The organism is Escherichia sp. MOD1-EC5189 (genome assembly GCF_002966045.1).
GTDB classification, from domain to species: Bacteria; Pseudomonadota; Gammaproteobacteria; order Enterobacterales; family Enterobacteriaceae; genus Escherichia; species Escherichia coli_F.
This window is the reverse complement of the sequence record NZ_PTRX01000020.1, coordinates 88787-107513: the sequence shown is the minus strand read 5'-3', so window position 1 is coordinate 107513 and position 18727 is coordinate 88787. Positions and strand designations below refer to the sequence as shown.

Genomic DNA, 18727 nt, shown 5'->3' with positions numbered 1-18727 from the left:
GAGCGGTAGTTCAGTCGGTTAGAATACCTGCCTGTCACGCAGGGGGTCGCGGGTTCGAGTCCCGTCCGTTCCGCCACCCTAATTAGGGGCGTAGTTCAATTGGTAGAGCACCGGTCTCCAAAACCGGGTGTTGGGAGTTCGAGTCTCTCCGCCCCTGCCAGAAATCATCCTTAGCGAAAGCTAAGGATTTTTTTTATCTGAAATAACCTCTCCGAAGTAAATCCTTCCACCGGCATCCTTGCCAGCCATTCAGATTAATACACTTCATCCAGCACGTTAATTTTCAATAGATCACGAATCAACGCATTTTTATCGCTATTTTGCAGCCATATAGCATAAAGCGGCCGTGAAAGTGTTGTGCTATCGACAACGGTATGCAGACCGCCTTTTTTACGCGCCCAGCTGACTGGTAGCCAGGTGCAACCATTAAGCATCGCAATCTGTTGCTGTGCCAGTTCAGCTGAACTCGTTGTCAGAATGGGAACTTCGTCAGCACCGATCAAACCTGCCTCATGCTGTTGAAAATCTGGCCCCCACTCTAATCGCAGATAGTTTAGATCTCCCTTTAGTTTAGAAGGGGCACTGGTATAAAGCGCTAAAGTGAAATACCCCAACAACTGACTGCTAAATTCGTCCATTTTGGGTGCTTCAGTAGTAATAAGAAGATCAAGCTGGCGTTCATGCAGCTGTTTTACCAGAGACTGCCGTTGGGCAATTCGCGCTTCGAACTGTAAACCTGTATGGGCATCCTGATTTTGATACAAGCGTCCCAGCCACTGATTAAGCATACATTCCCACAGCGAGGCGCTGGCACCGATAGAAAACTCGTTATGTCGTGAGGTATGCGCCACCTCCTTACGGGCGGCCTGCCAGGTGCTCATGAGCGTTTCTGCGTAAGGCAGTAGTTTTTCACCGGCAGCGGTTAAACGGATATTGTTTCTGTGGCGGGTGAAAAGGTTCACACCCAGTTGATTTTCCAGTTGTCTGATTCGAAAGCTCACTGCTGACTGGGTCAGATAGAGCGATTCAGCTGCTCGACCAAAGTGACGCGTTCGGCTAACTTCCAGGAAAGTTTTTAACAATTCCGTATCCACAGTGCTCTCCGCAAAATTATTTGTCGTTATGATTTAAATGTTTTGTTTTACACTCTGTCAAGCGTAACTAATACTCCGCGCCATAACTAGCTCGGTCAAAGAATTAGGAGCGTGCAGGATGGCGGAAAGCTTTACGACGACTAATCGATATTTCGACAATAAACATTATCCACGTGGATTCTCTCGTCATGGTGATTTCACCATCAAAGAGGCACAACTGCTTGAACGTCATGGTTATGCCTTCAATGAGCTGGATCTCGGCAAACGCGAGCCGGTTACCGAGGAAGAGAAACTCTTCGTAGCAGTATGCCGTGGCGAACGTGAGCCAGTGACAGAAGCAGAACGCGTGTGGTCCAAGTATATGACGCGTATCAAGCGTCCAAAACGTTTTCACACTCTTTCCGGTGGTAAACCGCAGGTTGAAGGTGCTGAAGACTACACCGATTCCGACGATTAATAAAAAGGGCGAAATGCCCTTTTTTTATGTCAGTAGTTTTTGTAAATGAATAAGCAAGCGATCGATAGCTCGATAGCTAACTGCCTCCTGTAAATGCTGGCGTGTGATGACGTCAGACTGATCAATATCAGCAATAGTTCTCGATACCTTCAGTAATCGTTGCCAGGCACGAATCGATAACCCCAGATGGATCAGCGTTTCTTCCAGCCACAACGCATCTTCGCTCTCAAGCTTGCAGAATTGCCGTATTTCCGGACTATCCAGCCAGGCATTCAGTTTATTCTGCCGCTTTAATTGGCGCTCTCTGGCGGCCATTACGCGTTGTTTAACGGTGGCGCTGCTTTCTCCCTGCACTACCGCTTTACTCAAAATTCCGGGGGGCGGTAATGGGATCTCCAGTGAGAGGTCGAATCGGTCAAGAAAGGGACCAGAGAGTCGGTTGAGATAACGCAGAGTTTGTTCTGGTGTGCAGCGGTTATGGTTTCCCTGATAATGTCCGGTAGGGCTAGGATTCATCGCCCCAACAAGCTGGAAACGGGCCGGGTAGGTTATTTTGGCCCGCGTGCGTGAAAGATGGATCTGCCCGGATTCAATCGGCTCTCGCAAGGCATCCAGTGTACGCCGTTCAAATTCAGGTAGCTCATCAAGAAAAAGCACGCCGTTATGCGCCAGCGAAATTTCACCTGGCCCTGGAATTGCACCACCGCCCACCATCGCAGTTAACGACGCACTGTGATGAGGTGAGCGGAACGGGCGCTGCCGCCATTGTTTTTGTACTGATTCAGCATTTACCAGACTTAATATCGCAGCGCTCTCCAGTGCCTCTTCATTGCTTAAATCTGGCAAAAGGCCATTAATACGGCTGGCGAGCATTGTTTTACCTGTTCCCGGCGGTCCAATCAGTAAAAGGTTGTGCCCGCCAGCGGCGGTAATTTCCAGTCCTCGCTTTCCTTGCTCCTGACCGACAACATCACTGAGATCATGTTGTAGCGCCCGGGATACTGCATTAGTTGGTTTCGGGCGTTCGAGAGCGTGCTTACCTTCCAGAAACGCGCAGACAGCCTGCAGATGATCGGCTATCAGGCATCCTTCACCGTTAATTAGCCCCACTTCATCTTCGTTATCTTTCGCGACGATAATTTTTCTGCCCGACTTAATAGCTTCAGTTGCACTGGAGATTGCGCCGGGAACGCCACGCAGAGCGCCTGTAAGCGCCAGTTCTCCGACTAATTCATATTCATCTAACTTATTGGCTGTAAGCTGTTCTGAGGCCGTCAGTAACGCAATAGCGATAGGCAAATCATATCGTCCCCCTTCTTTTGGCAGATCGGCTGGAGCAAGGTTGATGGTGATTTTTTTCGCCGGATATTCATATCCGCTATTGATAATGGCGCTGCGCACGCGATCGCGAGCTTCTTTTACCGTTGTTTCTGGTAAGCCCACCATCGTTAAGCCGGGTAGACCTTTACTGATATGTACCTCAACAGTGATTGGGGGCGCATTTACTCCCAGGGCTGCGCGGGTATGAACAATTGACAGTGACATAAGCCCTCCTTGAGTCGCCATTATGTGCATAAGATATCGCTGCTGTAGCCCGCTAATTCGTGAATTTTAGTGGCTGATTCCTGTTTATTTGTGCAAGTGAAGTTGAGTTGTTCTGGCGGTGGAACGATGCTCGCAAAAATGCAGTGGACAAAGGATTAACTACGAGGAAGGGAACAACATTCATACTGAAATTGAATTTTTTTCACTCACTGTTTTCTTTTTAAAAAACAACAATTTCTATTGAAATTATTAAAGGCATCATAAAAATCGGCCAAAAAATATCTTGTGCTATTCGCAAAATCTATGGTAACTCTTTAGGCATTCCTTCGAACAAGATGCAAGAAAAGACAAAATGACAGCCCTTCTACGAGTGATTAGCCTGGTCGTGATTAGCGTGGTGGTGATTATTATCCCACCGTGCGGGGCTGCACTTGGACGAGGAAAGGCTTAGAGATCAAGCCTTAACGAACTAAGACCCCCGCACCGAAAGGTCCGGGGGTTTTTTTTGACCTTAAAAACATAACCGAGGAGCAGACAATGAATAACAGCACAAAATTCTGTTTCTCAAGATTCAGGACGGGGAACTAACTATGAATGGCGCACAGTGGGTGGTACATGCGTTGCGGGCACAAGGTGTGAATACCGTTTTCGGTTATCCGGGTGGCGCAATTATGCCGGTTTACGATGCATTGTATGACGGCGGCGTGGAGCACTTGCTGTGCCGACATGAGCAGGGCGCGGCAATGGCGGCTATCGGTTATGCCCGTGCTACCGGCAAAACTGGCGTATGTATCGCCACGTCTGGTCCGGGCGCAACCAACCTGATAACCGGGCTTGCGGACGCGCTGTTAGATTCCATCCCTGTTGTTGCCATCACCGGTCAGGTGTCCGCTCCCTTCATCGGCACCGATGCATTTCAGGAAGTTGATGTCCTGGGATTGTCATTAGCCTGTACCAAACACAGTTTCCTCGTACAGTCTCTGGAAGAGTTGCCGCGCATCATGGCTGAAGCATTCGAAGTTGCCAGCTCAGGTCGTCCCGGTCCGGTTTTGGTCGATATCCCAAAAGATATCCAGTTAGCCAGCGGCGATCTGGAACCCTGGTTCACCACCGTTGAAAACGAAGTGACTTTCCCACATGCCGAAGTCGAGCAAGCGCGCCAGATGTTGGCAAAAGCGCAAAAACCGATGCTGTACGTTGGCGGTGGCGTGGGTATGGCGCAGGCAGTTCCTGCATTACGAGAATTTCTCTCTGCCACAAAAATGCCTGCCACCTGCACGCTGAAAGGACTTGGCGCAGTTGATGCGGATTATCCGTACTATCTGGGCATGCTGGGGATGCACGGCACCAAAGCGGCGAACTTTGCGGTGCAGGAATGTGACTTGTTGATCGCCGTGGGTGCACGTTTTGATGACCGGGTAACTGGCAAACTGAACACCTTCGCACCACACGCCAGTGTTATCCATATGGATATCGACCCGGCAGAAATGAACAAGCTGCGTCAGGCGCATGTGGCATTGCAGGGTGATTTAAATGCTCTGTTACCGGCATTACGACAGCCGTTGAATATCAATGACTGGCAGCAACACTGCGCGCAGCTGCGTGATGAACATGCATGGCGTTACAACCATCCCGGTGATGCTATCTACGCGCCGTTGTTGTTAAAACAACTGTCGGATCGTAAACCTGAAGATTGTGTAGTAACCACAGATGTAGGGCAGCACCAGATGTGGGCCGCGCAGCACATCGTCCACACTCGCCCGGAAAATTTCATCACTTCAAGCGGATTAGGCACCATGGGGTTTGGTTTACCGGCAGCGGTTGGTGCGCAAGTTGCGCGACCGAACGATACCGTCGTCTGTATCTCCGGTGACGGCTCTTTCATGATGAATGTGCAAGAGCTGGGCACCGTAAAACGCAAGCAGTTACCGTTGAAAATCGTCTTACTCGATAACCAACGGTTAGGGATGGTTCGACAATGGCAGCAACTGTTTTTCCAGGAACGATATAGCGAAACCACCCTTACCGATAATCCCGATTTCCTCATGTTAGCCAGCGCCTTCGGCATCCCTGGCCAACACATCACCCGTAAAGACCAGGTTGAAGCGGCACTCGACACCATGCTGAACAGTGATGGGCCATACCTGCTTCATGTCTCAATCGACGAACTTGAGAACGTCTGGCCGCTGGTGCCGCCTGGCGCCAGTAATTCAGAAATGTTGGAGAAATTATCATGATGCAACATCAGGTCAATGTATCGGCTCGCTTCAATCCGGAAACCTTAGAACGTGTTTTACGCGTGGTGCGTCATCGTGGTTTCCACGTCTGCTCAATGAATATGGCCGCCGCCAGCGATGCACAAAATATAAATATCGAATTGACCGTTGCCAGCCCACGGTCGGTCGACTTACTGTTTAGTCAGTTAAATAAACTGGTGGACGTCGCACACGTTGCCATCTGCCAGAGCACAACCACATCACAACAAATCCGCGCCTGAGCGCAAAAGGAATATAAAAATGACCACGAAGAAAGCTGATTACATTTGGTTCAATGGGGAAATGGTTCGCTGGGAAGACGCGAAGGTGCATGTGATGTCGCACGCGCTGCACTATGGTACCTCAGTTTTTGAAGGTATCCGTTGCTATGATTCGCACAAAGGACCAGTTGTATTCCGCCATCGTGAGCATATGCAGCGTCTGCATGACTCCGCCAAAATCTATCGCTTCCCGGTTTCGCAGAGCATTGATGAGCTGATGGAAGCGTGTCGTGACGTGATCCGCAAAAACAATCTCACCAGCGCCTATATCCGTCCGCTGATCTTCGTCGGTGATGTTGGCATGGGCGTAAACCCGCCAGCGGGATACTCAACCGACGTGATTATCGCCGCTTTCCCGTGGGGAGCGTATCTGGGTGCAGAAGCGCTGGAGCAGGGGATCGATGCAATGGTTTCCTCCTGGAACCGCGCAGCGCCAAACACCATCCCAACCGCGGCAAAAGCCGGTGGTAACTACCTCTCTTCTCTGCTGGTGGGTAGCGAAGCGCGCCGCCACGGTTATCAGGAAGGTATCGCGCTGGACGTGAATGGTTATATCTCTGAAGGTGCGGGCGAAAACCTGTTTGAAGTGAAAGACGGTGTGCTGTTTACCCCACCGTTCACCTCATCCGCGCTGCCGGGGATTACCCGTGACGCCATCATCAAACTGGCGAAAGAACTGGGAATTGAAGTGCGTGAGCAGGTGCTGTCGCGCGAATCACTGTACCTGGCGGATGAAGTGTTTATGTCTGGTACAGCGGCTGAAATCACGCCAGTGCGCAGTGTAGATGGTATCCAGGTAGGCGAAGGCCGTTGTGGCCCGGTTACCAAACGCATCCAGCAAGCCTTCTTCGGCCTCTTCACCGGCGAAACCGAAGATAAATGGGGCTGGTTAGATCAAGTTAATCAATAAATACAAAAAATGGGACGGCACGCACCGTCCCATTTACGAGACAGACACTGGGAGTAAATAAAGTATGCCTAAGTACCGTTCCGCCACCACCACTCATGGTCGTAATATGGCGGGTGCTCGTGCGCTGTGGCGCGCCACCGGAATGACCGACGCCGATTTCGGTAAGCCGATTATCGCGGTTGTGAACTCGTTCACCCAATTTGTACCGGGTCACGTTCATCTGCGCGATCTCGGTAAACTGGTCGCCGAACAAATTGAAGCGGCTGGCGGCGTTGCCAAAGAGTTCAATACCATTGCGGTGGATGATGGGATCGCTATGGGCCACGGGGGGATGCTTTATTCACTGCCATCTCGCGAACTGATCGCTGATTCCGTTGAGTATATGGTCAATGCCCACTGCGCCGACGCCATGGTCTGCATCTCTAACTGCGACAAAATCACCCCGGGGATGCTGATGGCTTCCCTGCGCCTGAATATTCCGGTGATCTTTGTTTCCGGCGGCCCGATGGAGGCCGGGAAAACCAAACTGTCCGATCAGATCATCAAGCTCGATCTGGTTGATGCGATGATCCAGGGCGCAGACCCGAAAGTCTCTGACTCCCAGAGCGATCAGGTTGAACGTTCCGCCTGTCCAACCTGCGGATCGTGTTCCGGGATGTTCACCGCTAACTCGATGAACTGCCTGACCGAAGCTCTGGGCCTGTCGCAGCCGGGCAACGGCTCGCTGCTGGCAACCCACGCTGACCGTAAGCAGTTGTTCCTCAATGCCGGTAAACGCATTGTTGAATTGACCAAACGTTACTACGAACAGGATGATGAAAGCGCACTGCCGCGTAACATCGCCAGTAAGGCGGCGTTTGAAAACGCCATGACGCTGGATATCGCGATGGGCGGATCGACTAACACCGTACTTCACCTGCTGGCGGCGGCACAGGAAGCGGAAATCGACTTCACCATGAGTGATATCGATAAGCTCTCCCGCAAAGTACCGCAGCTGTGTAAAGTCGCGCCGAGCACCCAGAAATACCATATGGAAGATGTTCACCGTGCTGGTGGTGTTATCGGTATTCTCGGCGAACTGGATCGCGCGGGGTTACTGAACCGTGATGTGAAAAACGTACTTGGCCTGACGTTGCCGCAAACACTGGAACAATACGACATCGTCGTGACCCAGGATGATGCGGTAAAAAATATGTTCCGCGCTGGCCCGGCGGGCATTCGTACTACACAGGCATTCTCGCAGGATTGCCGCTGGGATACGCTGGACGACGATCGCTCCAATGGCTGTATCCGCTCGCTGGAAAACGCCTACAGCAAAGACGGCGGTCTGGCGGTGCTCTACGGTAATTTCGCAGAAAACGGCTGCATCGTTAAAACCGCAGGCGTCGATGACAGCATCCTCAAATTCACCGGCCCGGCGAAAGTATACGAAAGCCAGGACGACGCGGTAGAAGCGATTCTCGGCGGTAAAGTTGTCGCCGGAGATGTGGTAGTAATTCGCTATGAAGGCCCGAAAGGCGGTCCGGGGATGCAGGAAATGCTCTACCCAACCAGTTTCCTGAAATCAATGGGTCTCGGCAAAGCCTGTGCGCTGATCACCGATGGACGCTTCTCCGGCGGCACCTCTGGTCTTTCCATCGGCCACGTCTCGCCGGAAGCGGCAAGCGGCGGCAGCATTGGCCTGATTGAAGACGGCGACCTGATCGCCATCGACATACCGAACCGTGGCATTCAGTTACAGGTAAGCGATGCCGAACTGGCGGCCCGTCGTGAAGCGCAGGAAGCCCGTGGCGACAAAGCCTGGACGCCGAAAAACCGTGAACGTCAGGTTTCCTTTGCCCTGCGCGCCTACGCCAGCCTGGCAACCAGCGCCGACAAAGGCGCGGTGCGCGATAAATCGAAACTGGGGGGTTAATGATGGCAGACTCACAACCCCTGTCTGGTGCTCCGGAAGGCGCCGAATATTTAAGAGCGGTGCTACGTGCACCGGTTTACGAGGCGGCGCAGGTCACGCCGCTACAAAAAATGGAAAAGCTCTCGTCGCGTCTTGATAACGTGATTCTGGTGAAGCGCGAAGATCGCCAGCCGGTACACAGCTTTAAGCTGCGCGGTGCATACGCCATGATGGCGAGCCTGACGGAAGAACAAAAAGCGCATGGCGTGATCACTGCCTCGGCGGGTAATCACGCGCAGGGCGTCGCGTTTTCTTCCGCACGGTTAGGCGTGAAGGCGCTGATCGTCATGCCAACCGCCACCGCCGATATCAAAGTTGATGCGGTACGCGGCTTTGGCGGCGAAGTGTTGCTTCATGGCGCGAACTTTGACGAAGCAAAAGCGAAAGCGATCGAACTGTCACAGCAGCAGGGCTTCACCTGGGTGCCGCCGTTCGACCACCCGATGGTGATCGCCGGGCAAGGCACGCTGGCGCTGGAACTGCTCCAGCAGGATGCCCATCTTGACCGCGTGTTTGTGCCGGTCGGCGGCGGCGGTCTGGCGGCGGGTGTGGCGGTGCTGATCAAACAACTGATGCCGCAAATCAAAGTGATCGCCGTTGAAGCGGAAGACTCCGCCTGCCTGAAAGCGGCGCTGGATGCGGGTCATCCGGTTGATCTGCCGCGCGTGGGGCTATTTGCTGAAGGCGTAGCGGTAAAACGCATTGGCGACGAAACATTCCGTTTATGCCAGGAGTATCTCGACGACATCATCACCGTCGATAGTGATGCGATCTGTGCGGCGATGAAGGATTTATTCGAAGATGTGCGCGCAGTGGCGGAACCTTCCGGCGCGCTGGCGCTGGCGGGAATGAAAAAATACATCGCCCAGAACAATATTCGCGGCGAACGACTGGCGCATGTGCTTTCGGGGGCGAATGTCAATTTCCACGGCCTGCGCTACGTCTCGGAACGCTGCGAACTGGGCGAACAACGTGAAGCATTGCTGGCGGTGACCATTCCGGAAGAAAAAGGCAGCTTCCTGAAGTTCTGCCAGTTGCTTGGCGGGCGTTCGGTCACCGAGTTCAACTACCGCTTTGCCGATGCGAAAAACGCCTGCATTTTTGTCGGCGTGCGCTTAAGTCGAGGGCTCGAAGAGCGTAAAGAAATTTTGCAGATGCTCAACGATGGCGGCTACAGCGTGGTTGATCTCTCCGACGACGAAATGGCGAAACTACACGTGCGCTATATGGTCGGCGGGCGTCCATCGCATCCGTTGCAGGAACGTCTCTACAGCTTCGAATTCCCGGAATCACCGGGTGCGCTGCTGCGCTTCCTCAACACGCTGGGCACGCACTGGAACATTTCGTTGTTCCATTATCGCAGTCATGGTACTGACTACGGACGCGTGTTGGCGGCCTTTGAGCTTGGCGACCACGAACCGGATTTCGAAACCCGGCTGAATGAGCTGGGCTACGATTGCCACGATGAAACCCATAACCCGGCGTTCAGGTTCTTTTTGGCAGGTTAATGGTTCGGTAAAATCTTCCAGAAAGCCTCAATCAGCGGCTCATGCAGCCGCTTTTTTTGTGCACAAACGCCCAGCTCAAACGGCGTTTTCTCATCGCTACGCTCCAGAATCATCACGCGGTTACGCACCGGTTCCGGGCTGTTTTCCAGCACCACTTCCGGCAACAATGCCACGCCGCAGCCGAGCGCCACCATCGAAACCATCGCTTCATGCCCGCCAACCGTGGCGTAAATCATCGGGTTACTGATTTTATTGCGTCGGAACCACAACTCAATGCGGCGGCGCACCGGCCCCTGATCGGCCATGATAAACGGCACTGTAGACCAGTCCGGCTTCTCTACCGAAACCTGATTACGCACCGGGCAAGGCAGCGCGGGCGCGATCAGCACCACCGCAAGGTTCTCCAGCATTGAAAACGCCACCGCACCGGGCAGCGTCTCCGGCTTCCCGGCAATCGCCAGATCCGCTTCCCCCGTTACCACTTTTTCCATTGCGTCCGCCGCATCACCAGTAGTGAGTTTAATCTCCACCGACGGGTGTTCCGCGCGGAACCGATCCAGAATCGGCGGCAGATGGCTGTAGGCAGCGGTTACCGAGCAGAAGATATGTAATTCGCCAGAGAGCGACGGTCCTTGCTGGTCGATGGTGTGGCGCAATTGCTGATACTGCAACAGTGTTTGCTGGGCGAAAACGCGCAGTTCTTCGCCCGCTTCGGTCAGCGTCACCGTACGGTTATCGCGCACAAACAGCGGCTGACCGAGATCTTCTTCCAGGCGCTGAATCTGTCGGGAAAGCGTGGATGGACTAACGTGCATCGCCCGCGCGCTGCGGCCAAAATGGCGGCTTTCCGCCAGATGCAGGAAGGTTTTCAGATCGCGTAAATCCAATGGCGCAGCCCTCAATGTTGACGTTGCAAAAATTGCAATGTGACGTTGTGAATATATCAATTTCCGCAATAAATTTCCTGTCATATAGTGAATTCAATCTCGCAAACGCGAACCGAACAATAAGAAGCACAACATCACGAGGAATCACCATGGCTAACTACTTTAATACACTGAACCTGCGCCAGCAGCTGGCACAGCTGGGCAAATGTCGCTTTATGGGCCGCGACGAATTCGCCGATGGCGCGAGCTACCTTCAGGGTAAAAAAGTGGTCATCGTCGGTTGTGGTGCGCAGGGTCTGAACCAGGGCCTGAACATGCGTGATTCTGGTTTGGATATCTCTTATGCCCTGCGTAAAGAAGCGATCGCTGAGAAGCGCGCATCCTGGCGTAAAGCGACCGAAAACGGTTTTAAAGTGGGTACTTACGAAGAGCTGATCCCGCAGGCAGATCTGGTGGTTAACCTGACGCCAGACAAACAGCACTCCGACGTGGTGCGCACCGTACAGCCACTGATGAAAGACGGCGCGGCGCTGGGTTACTCACATGGTTTCAACATCGTCGAAGTGGGCGAGCAGATCCGTAAAGACATCACCGTAGTAATGGTTGCGCCGAAATGCCCTGGCACTGAAGTGCGTGAAGAGTACAAACGTGGGTTTGGCGTACCGACGCTGATTGCCGTTCACCCGGAAAACGATCCGAAAGGCGAAGGCATGGCGATCGCTAAAGCATGGGCGGCAGCCACCGGTGGTCACCGTGCGGGCGTGCTGGAGTCGTCCTTTGTTGCGGAAGTGAAATCTGACCTGATGGGCGAGCAAACCATTCTGTGCGGTATGTTGCAGGCTGGCTCTCTGCTGTGCTTCGACAAGCTGGTGGAAGAAGGCACCGACCCGGCATATGCAGAAAAACTGATTCAGTTCGGTTGGGAAACCATCACCGAAGCCCTGAAGCAGGGCGGCATCACCCTGATGATGGACCGTCTCTCTAACCCGGCGAAACTGCGTGCTTATGCGCTGTCAGAACAGCTGAAAGAGATTATGGCACCGCTGTTCCAGAAACATATGGATGACATCATCTCCGGCGAATTCTCTTCCGGCATGATGGCTGACTGGGCCAACGACGATAAGAAACTGCTGACCTGGCGTGAAGAGACCGGCAAAACCGCGTTCGAAACTGCGCCGCAGTATGAAGGCAAAATCGGCGAGCAGGAGTACTTCGATAAAGGCGTACTGATGATCGCGATGGTAAAAGCAGGCGTTGAGCTGGCGTTTGAAACCATGGTTGATTCCGGCATCATCGAAGAATCTGCTTACTATGAATCACTGCACGAACTGCCGCTGATTGCCAACACCATCGCCCGTAAGCGTCTGTACGAAATGAACGTGGTTATCTCTGATACCGCCGAGTACGGTAACTATCTGTTCTCTTACGCTTGTGTGCCGTTGCTGAAACCGTTTATGGCAGAGCTGCAACCGGGCGACTTAGGTAAAGCTATTCCGGAAGGTGCGGTAGATAACGCGCAGCTGCGTGATGTAAATGAAGCAATTCGCAGCCATGCAATTGAGCAGGTTGGTAAGAAACTGCGCGGCTATATGACAGATATGAAACGTATTGCAGTTGCGGGTTAAGTGCGATTCAGAGTTCAAGGCCTTCTCCCGGAGAAGGCCTTGCTGTTAGTTACGGTAAAGCACCTTAATGATGTGATACCCGAACTGGGTATGCAGCGGACCGGTTGGCTCCAGTACCGGACAAGAGAAAACCACTTTATCGAACGCCGGAACCATCTGGCCCTGGCGGAATTCACCTAAATCACCGCCGCGTTTCCCTGACGGGCAAATAGAGTGTTTCTTCGCCAGCTTGCCGAAATCGGCGCCGTTCTTAATCTGCTCGAGAAGTTCCAGAGCCAGTTTCTCTTCTTTTACAAGGATATGCAGTGCTGCTGCTGTTTTTGCCATGATCGTGCCTTGAATTAAAAATTGTCAGTCAGGGAGGGGGGGGACATATATGGCAAAAGCCAGGAAAATCCGGGCTTCGCAGGTCCCTCAAGGGGAGAAAACTTAGGGCCTCTATGGGCTACAGAGTCATTATCGGGGATGGTGATTTTATTGTCAATTTATGAGCGATATGGCATTGATTGACTTGATGACTGCCCTCTGTATGTCTGCAACCAACTCATGTGGCAAACATTGATTAAGATACCCCCGATAAGTCCTTGCTCTGTTTAATCGGTTTCGACTGACTTGTTGTACCAGGTCGGCTTTAGCCCAACGTATCTGCTGATCAAAGAATTGCAGGTCATTGATAACATTACTGGCTATTTCAACATGCATTCCACGATTTAACTTGTCATGGTCGCGAGTGGTTGATAATGGAATGACGATACATGCGTTGCCATTAATTTTTCCGTTGAGCACGACAACCAACCTATTTTTTATCATCTCAGGTGGAATGCGGCCATCGTAATACGTCGTGCTGAACTGTCCATTCTGGCTAACAGGATAGTTACCAAAGTTGCATTCCAGTATTTCACCAACCTTAGGGCTGAAATTAATCGCCACGAGTAAACCTCTCCTTAGTAAACTCTGAAAAAGTAATAACACAACGTTACGACCCGATATTTTCTAAGTCTAATGGATTCATGATGCACTCCGGTTTCGGCCTTCCCTCTCTGATTTAAACATCCGCAGCCATCCGGTTAGCGGTTTTCACTCGGTCACATTCAAATGCGATTCTGCTACAATCCTCCCCCCCGTTCGAAGATTGAGCAATACACCTATGCGTCTAAACCCCGGCCAACAACAAGCTGTCGAATTCGTTACCGGCCCCTGCCTGGTGCTGGCGGGCGCGGGTTCCGGTAAAACTCGTGTTATCACCAATAAAATCGCCCATCTGATCCGCGGTTGCGGTTATCAGGCACGGCATATCGCGGCGGTGACCTTTACCAATAAGGCGGCGCGCGAGATGAAAGAGCGTGTCGGGCAGACGCTGGGGCGTAAAGAGGCGCGCGGGCTGATGATCTCCACCTTCCATACATTAGGGCTGGATATCATCAAACGAGAGTATGCGGCGCTTGGGATGAAAGCGAACTTTTCACTGTTTGACGATACCGATCAACTGGCGTTACTCAAAGAACTGACCGAGGGGCTGATTGAAGATGACAAAGTTCTTCTGCAACAGCTGATTTCGACCATCTCTAACTGGAAGAACGATCTCAAAACACCGGCGCAGGCGGCGGCAGAAGCAAAGGGCGAGCGGGATCGTATTTTTGCCCATTGTTATGGGCTGTATGATTCACACCTGAAAGCGTGCAACGTTCTCGACTTCGACGATCTGATTTTATTACCGACGTTGCTGCTGCAACGCAATGAAGAAGTACGCGAGCGCTGGCAGAACAAAATTCGCTATCTGCTGGTGGATGAATATCAGGACACCAACACCAGTCAGTATGAGCTAGTGAAACTGCTGGTGGGCAGCCGCGCGCGCTTTACCGTAGTTGGCGATGACGACCAGTCGATCTACTCCTGGCGCGGCGCACGTCCGCAAAACCTGGTGCTGTTGAGCCAGGATTTTCCGGCGCTGAAGGTGATTAAGCTTGAGCAGAACTACCGCTCTTCCGGACGTATTCTGAAAGCGGCGAACATCCTCATTGCCAATAACCCGCACGTCTTTGAAAAGCGTCTGTTCTCCGAACTGGGCTACGGCACAGAGCTAAAAGTTTTAAGCGCGAATAACGAGGAACATGAGGCCGAGCGCGTCACCGGTGAATTGATCGCCCATCACTTCGTCAATAAAACGCAGTACAAAGATTACGCCATTCTTTATCGTGGTAACCATCAGTCGCGGGTGTTTGAAAAATTCCTGATGCAAAACCGCATCCCGTACAAAATATCTGGCGGTACTTCATTCTTCTCTCGCCCGGAAATCAAGGATTTGCTGGCTTATCTGCGTGTGCTGACTAACCCGGACGATGATAGTGCGTTCCTGCGTATCGTTAACACGCCGAAGAGAGAGATTGGTCCGGCGACGCTGAAAAAGCTGGGCGAGTGGGCGATGACGCGCAATAAAAGTATGTTTACCGCCAGTTTTGATATGGGCCTGAGCCAGACGCTTAGCGGACGTGGTTATGAAGCATTGACCCGCTTCACTCACTGGCTAGCGGAAATCCAGCGCCTGGCGGAGCGGGAACCGATTGCCGCAGTACGCGATCTGATCCACGGCATGGATTATGAATCCTGGCTGTATGAAACATCGCCCAGCCCGAAAGCTGCCGAAATGCGCATGAAGAACGTCAACCAACTGTTTAGCTGGATGACGGAGATGCTGGAAGGCAGTGAACTGGATGAGCCGATGACGCTCACTCAGGTGGTGACGCGCTTTACTCTGCGAGACATGATGGAGCGCGGCGAGAGCGAGGAAGAGCTGGATCAGGTACAACTGATGACTCTGCACGCGTCAAAAGGGCTGGAGTTTCCTTATGTCTACATGGTCGGTATGGAAGAAGGATTTTTGCCTCACCAGAGCAGCATCGATGAAGACAATATTGATGAGGAGCGTCGGCTGGCCTATGTTGGCATCACCCGCGCCCAGAAGGAATTGACCTTTACGCTGTGTAAAGAACGCCGTCAGTACGGCGAACTTGTGCGCCCGGAGCCGAGTCGCTTCCTGCTGGAGCTGCCGCAGGATGATTTGGTATGGGATCAGGAGCGCAAAGTTGTCAGCGCCGAAGAACGAATGCAGAAAGGCCAAAACCATCTGGCAAATCTGAAGGCGATGATGGCAGCAAAACGAGGGAAATAATCAAGGCCGGGTAAGATGCGCGAGCATCGCATCCGGCATATTACTCTTTAATGTACTTCCAACGGCCAGTGAACATAGCTTTGCCACTGGCTTTCCTGATCAATAATCTCTTTACCCAGCGGATGTTGGGTTAGCCAACCTTGCGGAAGCGTCAAGGTCAACAGTTCATGGTTGGCCTTTAATGTCATCTCTGGCACGAGATCGTCACGGCGACGGCTGGCAAAAATGATGGCCAGGCGTAGTAAACGGCAGAGTTGTTCTGCGACGCGTGGCGGTACGGCATTTTGTTGATGCAACGAGGAGAGATCTATTGGGTTCGTCTGGTTGAGTAGTAGCGTCGCCAGTAATTTTTTCTGTGCAGGCGTAAAACCGGGAAGATCCAGATTACGCACCAGATAAGCAGCATGTTGCGGCGCTTGTTTGAAATCAACGCTCAGACCGATTTCATGAAGCTGACAGGCGCTGATGAGCAAATCACGGCTAATCGCTTCAAGATGCCATTCGTTTTCCACCTGATCGAAGAAATTAGCCGCAACTTTGGCTACTCGCTGAGCCTGATCAATATCGATCATAAAGCGGCGTTGAATATTACGCAGCGTACGGCTGCGAATATCCTGCTCGACGGCCAGATGCAACATGCCGTAGACCAGGCCTTCACGCAGTGCACCGCCAGCCAGGGTCATACACTGAATATTCAGTTCGGTAAAAATGGCTATCAGGATCGCCAGACCACTCGGGAACACTAACGCACGTTCCAGCGTCAGTCCGTCGATCTCCAGTTCCTCCAGTCGACCACAATGAATGGCGCGCTGTTTCAGTTGCTGCAACTTTTCCAGGGTAATCCGTTCATCCATCCCCTGTGCCATCATGATTTCTTGTAAGGCCTGCACAGTGCCGGAAGCACCAACGCATACTTTCCAGCCGTGATAGCGCAATTCATCGGCAACCGGACGTAACACTTCGCGTGCCGCTTTTTCTGCGGCATCAAAATTTTCCTGCCCCAGATTACGATCGGCAAAATAGCGTTCCAGCCAGGTGACGCAGCCCATTGACAGGCTGAACAACGAGGTGGTTTGTGCGCCAGTACCGGTTACCAGTTCAGTACTGGCACCGCCGATATCCACCACCAGGCGCTGATCGGCACCGCCAGTGGTGTGAGCAACACCCTGATAAATCAGGCGAGCTTCTTCTTCACCGCTGATTACTTGTACCGGACAACCGAGGATTTCCTGCGCTTTGGCAATAAAATCACCGGCATTGACGGCAAGGCGTAACGTCGCCGTAGCGACAACGCGAATTTGTGAGGGAGGGATATCTTGCAGACGTTCAGCAAACAGGCGCAAACATTGCCAACCGCGCTCCATTGCTTCATTAGACAGGGCATTTTCGCTGTTCAGGCCAGCAGCCAGACGCACTTTGCGTTTAATTCGCGTCAGCGTCTGGATGCTTCCAGCCACCTCGCGCACAACCAGCATATGAAAACTATTCGAACCGAGATCAATGGCTGCATATAATGACGAGGTGGAACCCATACTCTTCATCCTTCATTCTGTCTCTGCGTTGGCTGCGTTCTTTCATCCGAATCACTTACTACAGTAAGCTCATTGGGATTAATTCTCTTGCCATCTTGATACAGTTTGAATGATTTTGAGTATGACATTTTTTATTTAACCTGAACGACGACGATTACGCGGAGCGCCAGTACGACGCGGACCATTACCTGTACGCGGGCGTGTGAGGCGCAGCGGTTTTGGCAGATCGGTCATCAATGCGTCCGGATTGTATTTGCTTACCGGAATTGAGTGACCAATATAGGTCTCAATAGCAGGCAAATTCAATGCATACTCTTCACAGGCCAGGCTGATAGAGTGACCGCTTGCGCCTGCGCGACCTGTACGACCAATACGGTGAACGTAATCTTCACAGTCATCGGGTAAATCGTAGTTAAAGACGTGCGTCACTGCCGGAATATGCAAACCACGCGCGGCAACGTCGGTGGCAACCAGAATATCCAGATCGCCACGGGTAAATTCATCAAGAATACGCAGACGTTTTTTCTGCGCGACATCGCCTGTCAACAAACCGACACGATGACCATCTGCTGCCAGGTGGCCCCAGATCTCTTCACAACGATGTTTGGTGTTGGCGAAAATAATCGCTCGGTCTGGCCATTCTTCTTCAATCAGCGTTTGCAGCAAACGCATTTTTTCTTCGTTAGAAGGGTAGAAAAGCTCTTCTTTTATACGGTGGCCCGTTTTCTGTTCCGGTTCCACTTCAATATATTCGGCATTGTTCATCTGCTCGAATGCCAGTTCGCGTACCCGGTACGAAAGCGTGGCGGAGAACAGCATGTTGAGGCGCTGGTTTGCAGGCGGCATACGGCGGAACAGCCAGCGGATATCTTTAATAAAGCCCAGATCGTACATGCGATCGGCTTCGTCCAGTACCACCACCTGAATGGCACCGAGGTTAATGTGGTTCTGCTTGGCGTAGTCAATTAAACGACCCGTGGTGCCAATCAGTATGTCAACGCCGCTTTCCAGCACTTTCAGCTGTTTGTCGTAGCCATCACCACCGTAAGCCAGACCCAGCTTCAGGCCGGTAGCTTGCGCCAGTGGCTCCGCATCGGCGTGGATCTGCACGGCAAGTTCACGCGTCGGTGCCATAATTAAGGCACGCGGCTGATTCACCTTGCGATCGGCAATCGCGGGATGAGAGAGAAGATAATGAAACGTTGACGTAAGAAACGCCATCGTTTTCCCGGTACCGGTTTGCGCCTGCCCGGCTACGTCACGACCCGCCAGCGTCAGCGGAAGGGCCAGTGCCTGAATGGGCGTACAGTTATGAAACCCTTTTTTTTCAAGGGCTTCTACAACCTTCGGATGCAGGGCGAAGTCGGAAAACTTCTGTTCTGTTAAATGTGTTTTGCTCATAGTGTGGTAGAATATCAGCTTACTATTGCTTTACGAAAGCGTATCCGGTGAAATAAAGTCAACCTTTAGTTGGTTAATGTTACACCAACAACGAAACCAACACGCCAGG

General features: G+C 52.3%; 17 protein-coding genes and 1 tRNA gene. 11 read left to right on the top strand and 7 right to left on the bottom strand.

Annotation, left to right across the window (positions count from 1 at the left end):
* Positions 1–84: 84 nt before the first annotated feature.
* Positions 85–160: transfer RNA gene (locus tag ATB02_RS17495), tRNA-Trp, on the top strand.
* Positions 161–254: 94 nt separating this feature from the next.
* Here ATB02_RS17495 and hdfR read toward each other — a convergent pair.
* Positions 255–1094: an HTH-type transcriptional regulator HdfR gene (gene hdfR, locus ATB02_RS17490; protein WP_000379245.1), complete on the bottom strand. Its 840-nt coding sequence runs from the start codon at positions 1092–1094 to the stop codon at positions 255–257.
* Positions 1095–1212: 118 nt separating this feature from the next.
* On the opposite strand from hdfR, the gene maoP reads away from it, so the two are divergent.
* Positions 1213–1551, top strand: coding sequence for a macrodomain Ori organization protein MaoP (gene maoP / locus ATB02_RS17485; RefSeq protein ID WP_000841001.1), 339 nt, complete (start codon positions 1213–1215; stop codon positions 1549–1551).
* A gap of 24 nt (positions 1552–1575) precedes the next feature.
* Here the strand turns inward: maoP and ATB02_RS17480 are convergent, their stop codons facing one another.
* Complete coding sequence (locus ATB02_RS17480) at positions 1576–3096, bottom strand: YifB family Mg chelatase-like AAA ATPase (protein WP_105271973.1); 1521 nt, start codon at positions 3094–3096, stop codon at positions 1576–1578.
* Between the two features lie 352 nt (positions 3097–3448).
* Between ATB02_RS17480 and ilvL the strand changes: the two genes are divergently transcribed.
* The 7 genes from ilvL to ilvA all read left to right on the top strand — a co-directional run bounded on the left by ilvL (position 3449) and on the right by ilvA (position 10004).
* The gene (gene ilvL / locus ATB02_RS17470; protein ID WP_001311244.1) at positions 3449–3547 is read left to right on the top strand and encodes an ilv operon leader peptide; all 99 of its coding nucleotides are present in this window, start codon (positions 3449–3451) and stop codon (positions 3545–3547) included.
* Positions 3548–3633: 86 nt separating this feature from the next.
* The gene (ilvX, locus tag ATB02_RS17465; protein WP_001387183.1) at positions 3634–3684 is read left to right on the top strand and encodes a peptide IlvX; all 51 of its coding nucleotides are present in this window, start codon (positions 3634–3636) and stop codon (positions 3682–3684) included.
* Between the two features lie 2 nt (positions 3685–3686).
* Positions 3687–5333: an acetolactate synthase 2 catalytic subunit gene (gene ilvG / locus ATB02_RS17460; protein WP_105271972.1), complete on the top strand. Its 1647-nt coding sequence runs from the start codon at positions 3687–3689 to the stop codon at positions 5331–5333.
* The gene (gene ilvM, locus ATB02_RS17455) at positions 5330–5593 is read left to right on the top strand and encodes an acetolactate synthase 2 small subunit (RefSeq protein ID WP_000983255.1); all 264 of its coding nucleotides are present in this window, start codon (positions 5330–5332) and stop codon (positions 5591–5593) included. The genes ilvG and ilvM overlap by 4 nt, the downstream gene beginning before the upstream one ends.
* A 19-nt stretch (positions 5594–5612) precedes the next feature.
* Positions 5613–6542, top strand: a complete 930-nt coding sequence (ilvE, locus tag ATB02_RS17450) for a branched-chain-amino-acid transaminase (RefSeq protein ID WP_000208520.1) — start codon at positions 5613–5615, stop codon at positions 6540–6542.
* Between the two features lie 64 nt (positions 6543–6606).
* Complete coding sequence (gene ilvD / locus ATB02_RS17445; protein WP_105271971.1) at positions 6607–8457, top strand: dihydroxy-acid dehydratase; 1851 nt, start codon at positions 6607–6609, stop codon at positions 8455–8457.
* Between the two features lie 2 nt (positions 8458–8459).
* Positions 8460–10004, top strand: a complete 1545-nt coding sequence (gene ilvA, locus ATB02_RS17440) for a threonine ammonia-lyase, biosynthetic (protein WP_072274154.1) — start codon at positions 8460–8462, stop codon at positions 10002–10004.
* Here ilvA and ilvY read toward each other — a convergent pair.
* Positions 10001–10891, bottom strand: coding sequence for an HTH-type transcriptional activator IlvY (gene ilvY / locus ATB02_RS17435; RefSeq protein WP_000365790.1), 891 nt, complete (start codon positions 10889–10891; stop codon positions 10001–10003). The genes ilvA and ilvY overlap by 4 nt on opposite strands.
* Before the next feature lie 149 nt (positions 10892–11040).
* Between ilvY and ilvC the strand changes: the two genes are divergently transcribed.
* Entirely contained in the window at positions 11041–12516 is a 1476-nt protein-coding gene (gene ilvC / locus ATB02_RS17430) for a ketol-acid reductoisomerase (protein WP_000024951.1), read from the top strand.
* Positions 12517–12561: 45 nt separating this feature from the next.
* Here ilvC and ppiC read toward each other — a convergent pair whose 3' ends face one another.
* Positions 12562–12843: a peptidylprolyl isomerase PpiC gene (gene ppiC / locus ATB02_RS17425; RefSeq protein ID WP_001140258.1), complete on the bottom strand. Its 282-nt coding sequence runs from the start codon at positions 12841–12843 to the stop codon at positions 12562–12564.
* Positions 12844–12996: 153 nt separating this feature from the next.
* Positions 12997–13446, bottom strand: coding sequence for a type II toxin-antitoxin system PemK/MazF family toxin (locus ATB02_RS17420; protein ID WP_105271970.1), 450 nt, complete (start codon positions 13444–13446; stop codon positions 12997–12999).
* 217 nt (positions 13447–13663) lie between these two features.
* On the opposite strand from ATB02_RS17420, the gene rep reads away from it, so the two are divergent.
* On the top strand, positions 13664–15685 hold the full coding sequence (gene rep / locus ATB02_RS17415; RefSeq protein WP_105271969.1) for a DNA helicase Rep: 2022 nt from the start codon (positions 13664–13666) through the stop codon (positions 15683–15685).
* A 47-nt stretch (positions 15686–15732) separates the two neighbouring features.
* On the opposite strand, the gene gppA is transcribed toward rep, so the two are convergent.
* Together gppA and rhlB are read right to left on the bottom strand one after the other, a co-directional pair.
* Positions 15733–17217, bottom strand: coding sequence for a guanosine-5'-triphosphate,3'-diphosphate diphosphatase (gppA, locus tag ATB02_RS17410; protein ID WP_001355380.1), 1485 nt, complete (start codon positions 17215–17217; stop codon positions 15733–15735).
* Between the two features lie 135 nt (positions 17218–17352).
* On the bottom strand, positions 17353–18618 hold the full coding sequence (gene rhlB / locus ATB02_RS17400; protein WP_000047508.1) for an ATP-dependent RNA helicase RhlB: 1266 nt from the start codon (positions 18616–18618) through the stop codon (positions 17353–17355).
* Between the last annotated feature and the right edge of the window lie 109 nt (positions 18619–18727).

Excerpts from the sequence above, each read along its gene's own strand:
- ilvC (WP_000024951.1), top strand. The coding sequence starts at position 11,041 with ATGGCTAACTACTTTAATACACTGAACCTGCGCCAGCAGCTGGCACAG.
- ilvL (WP_001311244.1), top strand. The coding sequence starts at position 3,449 with ATGACAGCCCTTCTACGAGTGATTAGCCTGGTCGTGATTAGCGTGGTG.
- ilvE (WP_000208520.1), top strand. The coding sequence starts at position 5,613 with ATGACCACGAAGAAAGCTGATTACATTTGGTTCAATGGGGAAATGGTT.
- ilvD (WP_105271971.1), top strand. The coding sequence starts at position 6,607 with ATGCCTAAGTACCGTTCCGCCACCACCACTCATGGTCGTAATATGGCG.
- gppA (WP_001355380.1), bottom strand. The coding sequence starts at position 17,217 with ATGGGTTCCACCTCGTCATTATATGCAGCCATTGATCTCGGTTCGAAT.
- ilvG (WP_105271972.1), top strand. The coding sequence starts at position 3,687 with ATGAATGGCGCACAGTGGGTGGTACATGCGTTGCGGGCACAAGGTGTG.
- ATB02_RS17480 (WP_105271973.1), bottom strand. The coding sequence starts at position 3,096 with ATGTCACTGTCAATTGTTCATACCCGCGCAGCCCTGGGAGTAAATGCG.
- ppiC (WP_001140258.1), bottom strand. The coding sequence starts at position 12,843 with ATGGCAAAAACAGCAGCAGCACTGCATATCCTTGTAAAAGAAGAGAAA.
- ilvM (WP_000983255.1), top strand. The coding sequence starts at position 5,330 with ATGATGCAACATCAGGTCAATGTATCGGCTCGCTTCAATCCGGAAACC.
- maoP (WP_000841001.1), top strand. The coding sequence starts at position 1,213 with ATGGCGGAAAGCTTTACGACGACTAATCGATATTTCGACAATAAACAT.
- ilvA (WP_072274154.1), top strand. The coding sequence starts at position 8,460 with ATGGCAGACTCACAACCCCTGTCTGGTGCTCCGGAAGGCGCCGAATAT.
- rep (WP_105271969.1), top strand. The coding sequence starts at position 13,664 with ATGCGTCTAAACCCCGGCCAACAACAAGCTGTCGAATTCGTTACCGGC.
- rhlB (WP_000047508.1), bottom strand. The coding sequence starts at position 18,618 with ATGAGCAAAACACATTTAACAGAACAGAAGTTTTCCGACTTCGCCCTG.